A 13,414-nucleotide genomic window follows, 5' to 3' on the forward strand; every position below is an offset into this window, starting at 1 on the left:
AAAGGGGTTCACGACTCACATGAAACAATCCAAATTATTTATGCCAACTTTACGTGAAGTACCATCCGATGCAGAAGCAATCAGTCATCAGCTTTTGTTACGGGCAGGGTTCATGCGCCAAAATGCAGCTGGAATCTATTCTTACCTTCCACTTGCAAAACGTGTTCTGTCAAAAATCGAGACGATCATTCGTCAAGAAATGGAGGGCGCTGGTGCGCAGGAATTGTTGATGCCAGCCATTCAACCCGCAGAACTATGGGAAGAAACCGGACGCTGGGATATTTACGGTCCGGAACTGATGCGTTTGACTGACCGTCACGATCGACGGTTTGCGCTTGGTGCGACACATGAAGAGTTGATTACGTCCATCGTCCGTGATGAGCTGAACTCCTATAAAAAATTACCGGTCAACTTGTTCCAGATTCAAATGAAGTACCGGGATGAGCGCCGTCCACGGTTCGGATTACTCCGTGGTCGTGAATTCATCATGAAAGATGCGTATTCATTCCATTCAACGCAAGAGAGTTTGGAAGAAGAGTATCAAAACATGTTTGATGCCTATACAAAAATCTTCACACGTGTCGGACTCGAATTCCGTCCGGTCGTTGCTGATTCCGGTGCAATCGGTGGCAGCGGAACACATGAATTTCATGCGTTAGCTGCCATCGGAGAAGATACGATCGTCTATTCTGATCAGTCGGATTATGCCGCGAACTTGGAAATGGCAGAATCAATCGATCAATATACGAAGCAAGATAAAGCACCGGAAGCGTTGGAAGAAGTCCACACAGGTGACGCTAAAACGATTGAAGCTGTCAGCGCAGTACTTGGATTACCGGAACAGGAGTCAATCAAAACGGTTGTCTTCAAAACAGAACAAGGTCTTGTCATGGCGCTCGTTCGTGGTGATCATGAAGTCAATGACATTAAACTGAAGAATTACCTCGGCGCTCTCGATATCGTGATGGCAACGGATGAAGAAATCGAGCAGGCCCTCCATTCGACACCGGGAACACTTGGACCGATTGGGGCAGACATGAAGGTTGTCGCGGATTACGCAGTGCGGGCATTAATGAATGCTGTTTGCGGCGCGAACAAGTCGGAAACCCATTACGTGCATGTCGATCCAAGCCGTGACTTTGAAGCAGAATACACAGATTTACGATTCGTTGAAGAAGGTGACGTTTCACCAGACGGACAAGGGCATGTCAAGTTCGCCCGGGGAATCGAAGTCGGACAAGTCTTTAAACTCGGGACACGTTATTCAGAGGGCATGAATGCAACTTTCCTCGATGAAGGCGGGAAAGCCCAACCGTTGATCATGGGTTGTTACGGAATCGGTGTCTCACGGACGATGTCAGCCGTCGTCGAGCAACATTACGATGAGCGCGGCATCATCTGGCCAAAAGCAATTGCACCATTTGATGTTCATTTGATTGCCGTCAACGGTAAAAATGCAGAACAATTACAAGTGGCAGAAACGGTTTACCATGAACTAACGGCTGCCGGATTCTCAGTTCTCTTTGACGATCGGAAAGAACGCGCCGGCGTCAAATTTGCCGACGCAGACTTGATTGGACTGCCTGTCCGAATTAATGTCGGTAAAAAAGCACCGGACGGTATCGTGGAACTGAAAGCACGACGCGGTGGAGAAGCTGAAGAAATTCAACAAGCAGATCTTCTTGAAGCTGTTCGTTCGCTGTATGAAGGTTTACAATAAGTAATGGGAACGGTCACTTTTCGTAAAGTGACTGTTTTCTTGTCTCACACCCATTCGCCCCTTGGGCAATCTGCAAGAGGAGGAGGAGTGGCTGTCATGGTGTGAAGCAACAACGACAGCACAAATGCGAGTGGATACACAACAACGCATGTCGCTCTTGATGAGCGATTTAGAATTACCGACCGGCATCGTCGAAGAGTTTTTTACAGATGCTTCACTTGAAAAATTACGGGTCCAAAAAGCAACTGCGACGTGGACTTTCCATATTCGACTGGCACAGGTCTTACCTCAAAACGTTTATCAGATGTTTTACAGTCGGTTAAAAAGCCGTTACCAACAGTTTGCGGAGGTCAAATTACTGCTTGAATCCGAACAACGTCCCGACGCGAAACTGTTTATTGATTATTGGCCGTATATCGTCGAAGACTTGGCGGATGCCTCGTCAGCGATGCGCAGTCATTTAAGCCGTGTTTTGCCGGAATACCGGGACAATAAATTATTTATTCCAGTTCGCAGTGAACCGGAAGCCGGATTTTTGAAAAACGATCTTTGCGGTGAAATGCAATTATTATACGGGGCATACGGGTTTCCGAAATTTGTGTGTGAACCGGTCGTCCAGATGGATCAAACCGAGCAGGAAGAATTACGGAACCAGGTCAAACAGGAAGATATTGATGAAGCAAAACGGATGCTCGAACTTCAATTCAAACGGGAACAATCCCGTGACGATGATGAAGGACCAATTGATATCCGGATCGGAAAACCGATTCAGGACGAAGTGGTACCGATCAAGACGATTCAAGATGAAGAGCGCCGGATTGCGATCCGGGGACTTGTTTTTGCAGCAGAAAGTCGGGAACTCCGCAGCGGAAAAACGATCTTTACCTTTAAACTGACCGACTATACGGATTCCTTGGTCGTCAAAATGTTTGCCCGTGACGAGACCGATGTCAAAATCTTGTCGGCGATCAAAAAAGGCATGTGGATTCAAGTGGCGGGTCGTGTCGAATTCGATACGTTCTTGCGTGACTTATGTATGATGATTGCCCAATTGTCCGAAGTCAAAATGGAATTGCCGGCCGATCCATGGGCGGGTGAGAAACGGGTTGAGTTACATGCCCATTCCCAGATGAGTCAGATGGACGCTGTCATGAACGTGACGAAATACGTGGAGCGGGCTGCTGCCTGGGGACACCCGGCAGTCGCCATCACCGATCACGCCGGGGCGCAAAGTTTCCCGGATGCGTATTATGCCGGAAAGAAAAACAACATCAAGGTGTTATACGGGATTGAAGCGAACGTCGTCAATGACGGTGTTCAAGTCGCCTATCATCCGGTTGATCAAGAGTTGGAAAAAGCAACGTTCGTCGTCTTTGACGTCGAGACGACCGGATTGTCTGCCATGTACAACAAAATCATTGAGTTAGCTGCCGTTAAGATTTATGATGGCGACGTCATCGACAAGTTCGAAGCGTTTGCCGATCCAAAACATCTATTGTCGGCGACGACGATTGATTTAACGGGGATTACGGACGAGATGGTCCGTGGAAAACCGGATCCGGAACAAGTCGTCAAAGAATTCATGGACTGGGCGGGAGATTCGATTCTTGTTGCCCACAATGCTTCCTTTGATATCGGGTTCTTAAATGCAACGTTGCGGTCCGGCAACCATGAGGAATCGACGTTACCCGTCATCGATACGCTCGAACTCGCGCGGGTCCTGATGCCAAGTCTCAAAAATCACCGGCTGAATACGCTTGCGAAACGATTTGATATTGAATTGACCCAGCATCACCGGGCGATTTATGATGCGGAAGCGACAGGGTATTTGATGCTCAAACTACTGCAAATGGCGGATGAGATGTTTAACATGAAGACTCACCTTTCGCTTAACCGCGAAATGGGGAAGGATATCTCACGGGCACGTCCGTATCATGCGACGGTCTATGCTAAAAATCGGACCGGACTCAAGAATTTGTATCAATTGATTTCGCTCGCGCATACGAAACACGTTCACCGTGTCGTCCGGACACCGCGTTCGCAACTCGTCGCGCACCGGGACGGTTTGATCATCGGTTCGGCCTGTGACAACGGGGAAGTGTTTGATGCCGCCCTCAATAAATCGGATGAAGATTTGGCGAAGGTCATGCGTTTTTACGACTTCATTGAAATTCAACCGCCTGCGATGTACGGTCATTTAATCGAACGGGAAATCGTTCAAAATGAGTTGGAACTGCGGGATTTGATTAAAAAGGTCATCCGGGTCGCGGAAGAAAATGATATTTTGCCGGTTGCGACAGGCAATGTGCATTACCTGGACACTCATGACGCGACGTATCGGGAAGTGTTGATTCGAACGCAGGGCGGCGCCAATATGCTGAATATGCGTAAACAATTGCCGCCGGCCCATTTCCGGACGACGCAGGAAATGATGAGTGATTTTAAATTTTTAGGACCGGATCTGTCGGAACGGCTTGTTATTACCAATAGCCATAAAATCGCTGACTGGTTTGAAAACATTGACATCATTCCAAAAGACTTATTCACGCCTAAAATTGAAGGCGCGGATGAAGAGGTCCGCTCACTGTCGTATGATATGGCGCATCAGATTTACGGTGATGTGTTGCCGGAAATCGTCGAAGCCCGACTGGAAAAAGAACTCAAGTCGATTATCGGACACGGATTTGCCGTCATTTATCTGATTTCGCACAAGCTCGTTAAAAAATCACTGGATGATGGATATCTTGTCGGATCACGGGGATCCGTCGGGTCGAGTCTTGTCGCGACGATGACGGAAATCACAGAAGTCAATCCGTTACCACCGCATTACGTCTGTCCGAATTGTAAGGAATCGGAGTTTTTTGATGATGGTTCAGTCGGATCTGGATTCGACTTACCGGATAAAACATGTAAGACATGCGATGTTCCGTTAATCAAGGACGGACACGATATTCCGTTTGAGACGTTCCTTGGATTCAAAGGGGATAAAGTACCGGATATTGATTTGAACTTCAGTGGAGAATACCAGCCGAAAGCCCACGCCTATACGAAAGTATTGTTTGGCGATGACTATGTGTACCGGGCGGGAACCATCGGGACGATTGCCGAGAAAACGGCTTACGGCTATGTCAAAGGGTATCAGTCTGAAAATGATTTGAATTACCGGAATGCCGAAGTCGACCGGCTCGTCAGTGGTGTGACAGGTGTCAAACGGACGACAGGACAACACCCGGGTGGAATCATCGTCGTGCCAGATTATATGGACATTTATGATATCAGCCCGATTCAGTTTCCTGCGGATGACATGGGTTCCGAATGGAAAACGACCCATTTTGATTTCCATTCGATTCACGATAATTTGTTGAAACTGGATATCCTTGGACATGATGATCCGACGATGATCCGGATGCTACAAGATCTGTCGGGACGCGATCCGAAAACAATTCCCGTTGACGATGCAGAAGTCATGAAGATTTTCAGTTCGACAGAATCGATTGGTGTGACACCGGAACAGATTGATTCGAAAACCGGGACGCTTGGGATTCCAGAGTTTGGCACAAAGTTTGTCCGGCAGATGCTTGAAGAAACAAAACCGACGACTTTTTCGGAGCTTGTCCAGATTTCCGGTCTGTCTCACGGAACGGATGTCTGGCTCGGCAATGCCAGTGAACTGATATATAACGGAACATGTGAATTGAAAGACGTCATCGGTTGTCGGGATGATATCATGGTCTACTTGATTTATGCGGGTCTTGAACCGTCGCTTGCCTTTAAAATCATGGAATCCGTCCGTAAAGGGAAAGGTCTTTCGATTGAGATGGAAGAGGCGATGATTGAAAATCATGTACCGCTTTGGTACATCGATTCATGTAAAAAAATTAAATACATGTTCCCGAAAGCCCATGCCGCGGCCTATGTTTTGATGGCCGTCCGGATTGCTTATTACAAGGTGCATCATCCAATGTATTACTATGCCTCTTACTTCACGGTTCGGGCTGGTGATTTCGATATCGGGGCGATGAATAAGGGATCGGCAGCGATCCGAAAAGTGTTGCAGGATATTAAAGATAAAGGATTTGAAGCAACGGCGAAAGACAAGGGACTGTACACCGTGCTTGAAATTGCGCTTGAAATGATTGAACGGGGCTTTACCTTCAGTAAAGTCGATTTGTATAAATCGAGTGCCTCCGAGTTTCTGATTGATGGAGATTCGCTACTGCCGCCGTTCGATGCCGTCACCGGTCTTGGGACGAACGCGGCGAAACAAATCGTCGAAGCTCGAAAAGGCGGTGAATTCCTGTCGAAGGAAGATCTGCAAAAACGGGCGAAACTCTCGAAGTCGATTATCGAAACGCTGGATAATCTCGGTTGTCTGGAAGGTCTTCCGGATGAGAACCAACTCTCGTTATTTGACCTCTAAAGCCTTGCGGATGCTTGCTTAAGAAGGTGCATTATGCTATATTGAGTGAGGAAATGTTTTTTATACTACGACTTGGAAGGAGTAGGGGGACCTGCTCCTTTCTTGTTTGTTTTTTGAAGGAGGATGAAGATGACGAACGTAACTGAGAAGGTCGAACAACTCGCTAAACCGATCGTAGAACGAGAGGGGATGGAGCTTGTCGACGTCGAATTCGTCAAAGAGGGGGCGGATTGGTTCCTACGTGTCTCCATCGATAAAGAAGGTGGCGTTGACCTGGAAGACTGTGTCAACATCAATGAAAAGTTGTCGGAAGCATTGAATCAAGATGATCCGATTGACGAACCCTACTATTTAGATGTTGCGAGTCCGGGTGCTGAACGACCACTCAAAAAAACCGAGGATTTCGAAAAGGCGATTGGCAAACACGTCTACATCAAGACACATGACCCCGTCAAGGATGCGACAGAATTTGAGGGTACATTACTGGCTTATTCTGAAGAAATGCTTGAACTCGAAGTCCGTGTGAAGACACGAAAATTGAAAATTGAAATACCGGTGAACAAGATCGCGATGGCGCGGCTTGCGGTAGTGTTCTAAGGAAAGGAAGAGAACGATGGGACCACAGTTACTTGAAGCAATCGAACAAATCGCTAAAGAAAAAGAGATTGATAAGAATATTATCATCGATGCGCTGGAACAGGCATTGATTTCCGCTTACCGTCGCAACTTTGGAAAAGAGTCGGAGGCAGTAAAAGTCGAGTTTGACCAACAGACAGGAGATATCCGTGTCTTCGCCTTAAAAGAGGTTGTTGAACGCTTGACACAGCCGGAAGAACAGCTTTCACTCGAGGAAGCACACGAAATCGATCCGACGTATGAACTCGGTGATTTCCATAAAGTTGAAGTGACACCAGGTGATTTTGGACGTGTTGCAGCACAAACGGCGAAACAAATCGTCACACAAAAGATGCGCGAAGCAGAACGGGAACGTATTTACAATCACTTCGCCGACCGGGAAGATGAAATCATGACGGGAATGGTTGAACGTCAAGATGCACGTAACCTTTACGTCAATCTCGAAGGTATTGAAGCCGTATTGACGACACACGAACAGATGCCGAATGAACGTTTCGGAATTCGTGAATACATCAAAGTGTACGTGACGAAAGTCGATCCAATGGTCAAAGGATCCGGCGCATCGATTCTCGTATCACGGACACATCCAGGTTTATTAAAACGCCTGTTTGAAATCGAAGTACCTGAAATCGCCAGCGGAGAAGTCGAAGTGAAGTCGGTGGCACGTGAAGCCGGCGACCGTTCGAAGATTGCCGTTGCTTCCGACGAGATCGATCCTGTCGGTGCATGTGTCGGTCAAAAAGGAGCGCGTGTCCAACGTATCGTCAACGAATTAAACGGAGAAAAGATTGATATCGTCCGTTATTCAGATGATCCGAAAGAATACGTCGCCAATGCATTAAGCCCGGCACAAGTCGTCGCAGTGTATGTCAATGAGCCGGCAAAAGCAACAATCGTCGTCGTACCTGATTTCCAATTGTCACTGGCGATCGGAAAACGTGGTCAAAATGCCCGTCTAGCTGCCAAGTTAACAGGATGGAAAATTGATATCAAGAGCGAATCAGAAGCAGAATCGATGGAATTGAAAGATGTCTTCATGAAAGTCGAACCTGCGGCAGCAGAAGCAGTTGACGTGGAAACGGTCCAAGTCGAAGGCGAGGAATAATTCGTGCAAAAAAAGGTACCATTACGCAAATGTGTCATCACACAGGAGATGCGTCCTAAAAAAGAGTTAATTCGGGTCGTTCGGACACCTGATAGTGAGGTTGTCGTCGATCTTAATGGTAAAATGAATGGGCGAGGCGCCTATTTGACGAAAGATGCCACTGTCATTGCGACAGCAAAAAAGAAGCGCACACTCGATCACCATCTGAAAGTCAAGACAACAGATGCGTTATATGATCAATTGCTTGCGATCGCGGGAGGTACACATGAGTAAATGGGAATCGCTCCTTGGTCTCGCGAACCGAGCGCGGAAAGTGACGACTGGAGAAGAACTCGTACTGAAAGAAGTACGGGGGGGACAAGCCAAACTCGTCCTCTTAGCAGCAGATGCGGGGGCTGCCACGCGTAAGAAAGTGACGGATAAATGTACAAGTTATCGTGTTCCGTACATCGAAGTCGGAGATCGAAATATTCTTGGACATGCACTTGGGAAAGACGCGCGTGTTGTCGTGTCAGTCAACGAAGCCGGATTTGCGAAAAAGCTAACGGAACTCCTCTCGAACGATTAACTGGAGGTGGATCTTTTGGGTAAACGTGTATACGAATTCGCGAAAGAACAGAATGTAACGAGTAAGCAGGTCATCGCCCAGCTCGAAAAGCTGGAAAAACCGGTTAAGAATCATATGGCGGTTTTAGATGAACAGACAGTACAGCAACTCGACAAAGTATTTAATCCCGAGAAACATCGGGTCCAAAAAACGGAGGCTCCAAAACAAGTGAAATCAGACAATAAACCGAACAGACCAGGAACAACTAACAAACCAGCAGGGAACCAATCACGCAATACAAAAGGCGGACGTCCAGAATTCGGAAACCGTAACAACCGCGGTGGAAAACGTCGTCCACAGAAAAAAGTGGAACCACGTAAACTAGAAGTAGCAGATCCAAATTCAAAATCAAGCCAACGAAAAGCAGCACGTCGGGCGCAAGAAGAAGCAATGGCGAACGTCGTTCAATACGCAGACAATTTAACAGTCGGCGAATTGGCTGAAAAAATGGATAAAAAACCAAACGAACTGATCATGAAATTGATGGGAATGGGCGTCATGGCGACCATTAACCAAGATCTTGATGATGAGACGGTTGAATTGCTTGCATCTGACTTCGGATTTGAAGTCGAGAAAACAGTGAAAGTCGATGAAACAGACTTCGATGCATATGAACTGAATCTCGATAACTACGAATTGTCAGAACGTCCACCGGTCGTTACGATCATGGGACACGTTGACCACGGTAAAACGACATTGCTTGACTCGATTCGAAACACAAAAGTCACAGCAGGCGAAGCCGGCGGAATCACGCAGCATATCGGTGCCTACCAAGTTGAAATCGAAGGAAAGAAAATCACATTCCTCGATACACCAGGTCACGCAGCCTTTACAACAATGCGTGCACGTGGAGCAGATGTCACGGATATCGCAATTATCGTTGTCGCAGCAGATGACGGTGTCATGCCGCAAACGGAAGAAGCAATCAGCCACGCAAAAGCAGCTGGTGTTCCAATCATCGTTGCTGTCAACAAAATGGATAAAGAAGGCGCTAACCCAGACCGCGTCAAACAAGAATTGACGGAGTTCGAACTCGTAGCCGAGGACTGGGGCGGCGACACGATTTTCGTACCAGTTTCAGCTCTTAAAGGAGACGGAATCGATGAGTTGCTTGAGATGATTCTCCTTGTCTCTGAAGTCCAAGAATATAAATCTACACCAGACATGCACGGCCGTGGAACGGTCATCGAAGCGAAACTCGATAAAGGACGTGGACCTGTCGCAACATTACTTGTCCAACACGGAACACTTCGTGTCGGAGATCCAATCGTCGTCGGTCATACGTTTGGCCGGATTCGGGCAATGGTCAACGATATCGGTCGCCGTGTCAAAGAAGTTGGTCCGTCGACACCAATCGAAATCACAGGCTTAAACGATGTACCAAAAGCCGGCGATCAATTCTTTGCGTTTGAAGATGAGAAAAAAGCCCGTCAAATCGGGGAAGCGCGTTACCAACGTGAAATCGAGGCACAACGCCGCGATTCAGCGAAAGTCAGCTTGGAAGATCTCTTCGACCGGATCAAAGAAGGCGAAGTCAAAGACCTTAACATCATCATCAAAGGTGACGTTCAAGGTTCTGTCGAAGCCCTTGCCGGTTCACTCAAAAAAATCGACGTCGAAGGTGCTAAAATCAACATCGTTCACTCAGGTGTCGGTGCGATCACAGAAGGTGACGTCATCTTGGCTTCAGCAGCCAACGCAATCATCATCGGCTTTAACGTCCGTCCGGATGGTAACGCGAAATCGATGGCAGACCAAGAGAAGGTTGAGATTCGTCTTCACAAAATCATCTACAATGCGATTGAAGAAATCGAACAAGCGATGAAAGGTCTTCTTGACCCAGAATTCGTTGAGAAAATCATCGGTCAAGCTGAAGTTCGTGACGTCATCAAAGTCTCGAAAGTCGGAACGATTGCCGGTGGTTATGTCACAGAAGGTAAATTGACACGTGCTGCAGGTGTCCGTGTTGTTCGTGACAGCATCGTTATTTATGAAGGAAAACTCGATACGTTGCGCCGCTTCAAAGACGATGTCAAAGAAGTAGCAGCCGGTTACGAGTGTGGAATCAAGATCGAACGGTATGACGACATCAAAGTAGACGATGTCATCGAAGCATTCATCATGGAAGAAGTAAAACGCAAGTAACAGAACGGATCAGAATCCGAACTGGAGGGATATAGAATGAGTGTACGTTCCAATCGTGTAGCAGAACAGGTGCGTAAAGAAATTACGCAAATGTTGATCAAAGATGTGAATGATCCGCGCGTCAAGGCGGTCACGGTAACTGGTGTTGAAGTCACAGGTGACTTACAACAAGCAACGATCTTTTATTCGGTGCTCGGTGATGAAACAGTGCGTGAAGAAGCGCGCGTTGGTCTTGAAAAGTCAAAAGGGTTCATGCGTAAAGAAATCGGATCACGGATCCGTTTACGGAAGACACCTGAATTGCTGTTTGAGATCGATACATCTGTCGAGTATGGATCACGGATCGATGAGTTGCTCCGGAACTTGAACAAGGATTAACAAGACAAGGGCAACCACACCTGTGGTTGTCCTTTTTTAGGAGGGACAAGGATGGAACCCATCGGAGTATTACCGTTAGATAAACCAGCAGGTATGACGAGTCACGATTGTGTTTTTCGACTGCGTCGCCTTTTTCAAACAAAAAAAGTCGGACATACCGGAACGCTTGATCCGGAAGTGACAGGTGTTTTGCCGATTTGTCTCGGACGAGCGACGAAGCTTGCGCGCTTCATTACGGACGAAGGGAAAAGGTATGTCGCAGAAGTGACGATTGGCTATGCAACGACGACCGAAGATGCCCACGGGGAAACCGTCCGGGAAACGTCGGTCATACCCGATGCATTTACAGAGCAGCAAGTCGATGAAATACTCAATCAACTGACCGGACAGGTTGAACAGACACCGCCCTATTATTCGGCCGTGAAAGTAAACGGGAAAAAATTATATGAATATGCCCGTAAAGGCATCGAAGTGGAACGACCGACCCGGATCGTCCAAATCGATACATTAGAACGAACATCCGGGCTGACTTTCGAAGACGATGTCTGCCGTTTTCAAATTGAAATTGCCTGTGGAAAAGGGACGTATATCCGGACGCTTGCGGTTGAAATCGGTGAACGTTTAGGTTATGCGGCCCATATGAGTGAGTTACGCCGGACGAGCTCGGGTGCGATGTCCGAAACAGAAGCGGTGACACTTGCAACGCTTGAAGCATGCGAGACTGTCGAAGAGCGGATGAAGTACGTCTTACCGATTGAACAAGTCATTCAAAAATGGCCGCGGTTGACTGTAGATGCCGAGACGGCAGCCCGTGTATTGAATGGTGCCAAATTACCAGGCATTCCGGTCGAATTTGAACGCTTTACTGTCTATAATGAAGAGGGCATCCCTTTAGCAATCTATCGGCTTGATTCCGAAATCAATATGGGACGCGTGGAAGTCATGTTACAAATCGATTAGGATCGGAGAGATCAGGAATGGACATCATTCATTTAACATATCCAGAACAACCAGTAGAAGACCCGGCTGTCATCGCACTAGGCTTTTTTGATGGCGTACACCTTGGACACCAACGTGTTTTACAAACAGCAATTGAAAAAAGCCGAGAATTACATCTGCCGGTAGCGGTCATGACGTTTGACCCTCATCCGAAACAAGTCCTTGGGAACGGAACGGAACAGATTCTCTACATTACACCACTTGACCGAAAACTCGAAAAGATGGCGGAACTTGGCATTGACCGGGTGTATGTCATTGAATTCACAGTCGCCTTTTCAGAATTGTCACCACAAGACTTCGTTGATCATTATTTAATTGCTGCCGGGGCACGCCATATCGTCGCAGGCTTTGATTATTCGTATGGACGGTTCGGGGCGGGCAAGATGGCGACGCTTGACTTCCACAGCCGTGGACGGTTTGATCATACAATCGTTTCAGAACACCAAGCAGACGATGAAAAGGTCAGTTCGACACGAATTCGCCGTCTGCTCGCCGATGGCGCTGTCGCGGAGGCAGCCCTGTTGCTAGGCGAGCCGTATCAAACGAAAGGGATTGTCATTCATGGTGACGCCCGCGGTCGACAAATTGGGTTTCCGACGGCCAATATCCGCCCGGAATTCGCCTATGTCATTCCGAAACTAGGTGTCTATGCGACGTTCGTTCATCTAGAGGATGGTCGGAAATTTCCGGCGATGACGAACATCGGACGGAGACCGACGTTTTATGAGACGGGAGAAGTCAGTATCGAAACCCACCTGCTCGCATTTGACGAAGATTTATATGGACAGGAACTGAAGATTGAGTGGATGGCATACTTACGGGATGAACGAGCGTTCGACGGTATTGAAAGTCTGAAAACACAGCTCGCCCAAGATAAAATTCACGCGATGCAGGCATTAACGGTTTGACAGACGATGACGGGTTCGTTATGATGAGTCAGTACGAATACGTACAGCCGGTTGGCTTGGCATCAGGTCTCACCATCCGATGCTCGGCAATACGGTCATTCAAAAGATGGAGGTGGAGTGACAATGGCACTCACTAAAGAACGTAAAAATGAAATTATCGAAGCTTATGCTACGAAACAAGGCGATACTGGTTCGCCGGAAGTACAAGTTGCTGTTTTAACTGAACAGATTACAACTTTAAACGATCACTTACGTACACACAAAAAGGATCACCACTCACGTCGTGGTCTCTTGAAAATGGTTGGTCGTCGCCGTAACTTGCTCACATACCTTCGTAACAAGGATGTTTCACGTTACCGTTCATTAATCGAGCGTCTTGGTCTTCGTCGCTAATCCGAACAGATCAACAAGGAAGCAGGAGCATCGTCTCCTGCTTCTTTTTTTTGCCGATTCATGGACATTTGGCGCAAGAACATCCATAATTAGATTTGAATGA

The 13,414-nt window shown here is 47.4% G+C and carries 11 protein-coding genes; all 11 read left to right on the forward strand.

Annotated features, from left to right (window positions below):
- Positions 1 to 19: 19 nt before the first annotated feature.
- The 11 genes from P402_RS0107045 (at position 20) to rpsO (ending at position 13,311) form a co-directional block, all read left to right on the forward strand.
- A complete protein-coding gene (locus P402_RS0107045) occupies positions 20 to 1,720 on the forward strand; it encodes a proline--tRNA ligase (protein WP_026828039.1) in 1,701 nt (566 codons plus the stop codon).
- 124 nt (positions 1,721 to 1,844) lie between these two features.
- Positions 1,845 to 6,140 carry a PolC-type DNA polymerase III gene (locus tag P402_RS0107050; RefSeq protein WP_026828040.1) on the forward strand — a complete coding sequence of 1,432 codons (4,296 nt, stop codon included), beginning with the start codon at positions 1,845 to 1,847 and terminating at the stop codon, positions 6,138 to 6,140.
- A gap of 129 nt (positions 6,141 to 6,269) precedes the next feature.
- The gene (gene rimP, locus P402_RS0107055) at positions 6,270 to 6,737 is read left to right on the forward strand and encodes a ribosome maturation factor RimP (protein WP_026828041.1); all 468 of its coding nucleotides are present in this window, start codon (positions 6,270 to 6,272) and stop codon (positions 6,735 to 6,737) included.
- Positions 6,738 to 6,753: 16 nt separating this feature from the next.
- Positions 6,754 to 7,881 (forward strand): transcription termination factor NusA, encoded by a 1,128-nt coding sequence (gene nusA / locus P402_RS0107060; RefSeq protein ID WP_026828042.1) that lies wholly within the window; start codon positions 6,754 to 6,756, stop codon positions 7,879 to 7,881.
- Between the two features lie 3 nt (positions 7,882 to 7,884).
- On the forward strand, positions 7,885 to 8,154 hold the full coding sequence (rnpM, locus tag P402_RS0107065; protein WP_012370709.1) for an RNase P modulator RnpM: 270 nt from the start codon (positions 7,885 to 7,887) through the stop codon (positions 8,152 to 8,154).
- On the forward strand, positions 8,147 to 8,449 hold the full coding sequence (locus tag P402_RS0107070) for a YlxQ family RNA-binding protein (RefSeq protein ID WP_012370708.1): 303 nt from the start codon (positions 8,147 to 8,149) through the stop codon (positions 8,447 to 8,449). Before rnpM ends, P402_RS0107070 begins: the two co-directional genes overlap by 8 nt.
- A 15-nt stretch (positions 8,450 to 8,464) precedes the next feature.
- Positions 8,465 to 10,633: a translation initiation factor IF-2 gene (gene infB / locus P402_RS0107075; protein WP_026828043.1), complete on the forward strand. Its 2,169-nt coding sequence runs from the start codon at positions 8,465 to 8,467 to the stop codon at positions 10,631 to 10,633.
- A 36-nt stretch (positions 10,634 to 10,669) separates the two neighbouring features.
- A complete protein-coding gene (rbfA, locus tag P402_RS0107080; protein WP_012370706.1) occupies positions 10,670 to 11,011 on the forward strand; it encodes a 30S ribosome-binding factor RbfA in 342 nt (113 codons plus the stop codon).
- A 51-nt stretch (positions 11,012 to 11,062) separates the two neighbouring features.
- The gene (gene truB / locus P402_RS0107085) at positions 11,063 to 11,971 is read left to right on the forward strand and encodes a tRNA pseudouridine(55) synthase TruB (protein WP_026828044.1); all 909 of its coding nucleotides are present in this window, start codon (positions 11,063 to 11,065) and stop codon (positions 11,969 to 11,971) included.
- 17 nt (positions 11,972 to 11,988) lie between these two features.
- Complete coding sequence (locus tag P402_RS0107090) at positions 11,989 to 12,918, forward strand: bifunctional riboflavin kinase/FAD synthetase (RefSeq protein WP_026828045.1); 930 nt, start codon at positions 11,989 to 11,991, stop codon at positions 12,916 to 12,918.
- Between the two features lie 123 nt (positions 12,919 to 13,041).
- A complete protein-coding gene (gene rpsO / locus P402_RS0107095) occupies positions 13,042 to 13,311 on the forward strand; it encodes a 30S ribosomal protein S15 (RefSeq protein ID WP_012370703.1) in 270 nt (89 codons plus the stop codon).
- Positions 13,312 to 13,414: the final 103 nt, after the last annotated feature.

Origin of the sequence: Exiguobacterium sibiricum 7-3 (genome assembly GCF_000620865.1) — a bacterium.
Lineage (GTDB): Bacteria > Bacillota > Bacilli > Exiguobacteriales > Exiguobacteriaceae > Exiguobacterium_A > Exiguobacterium_A sibiricum_A.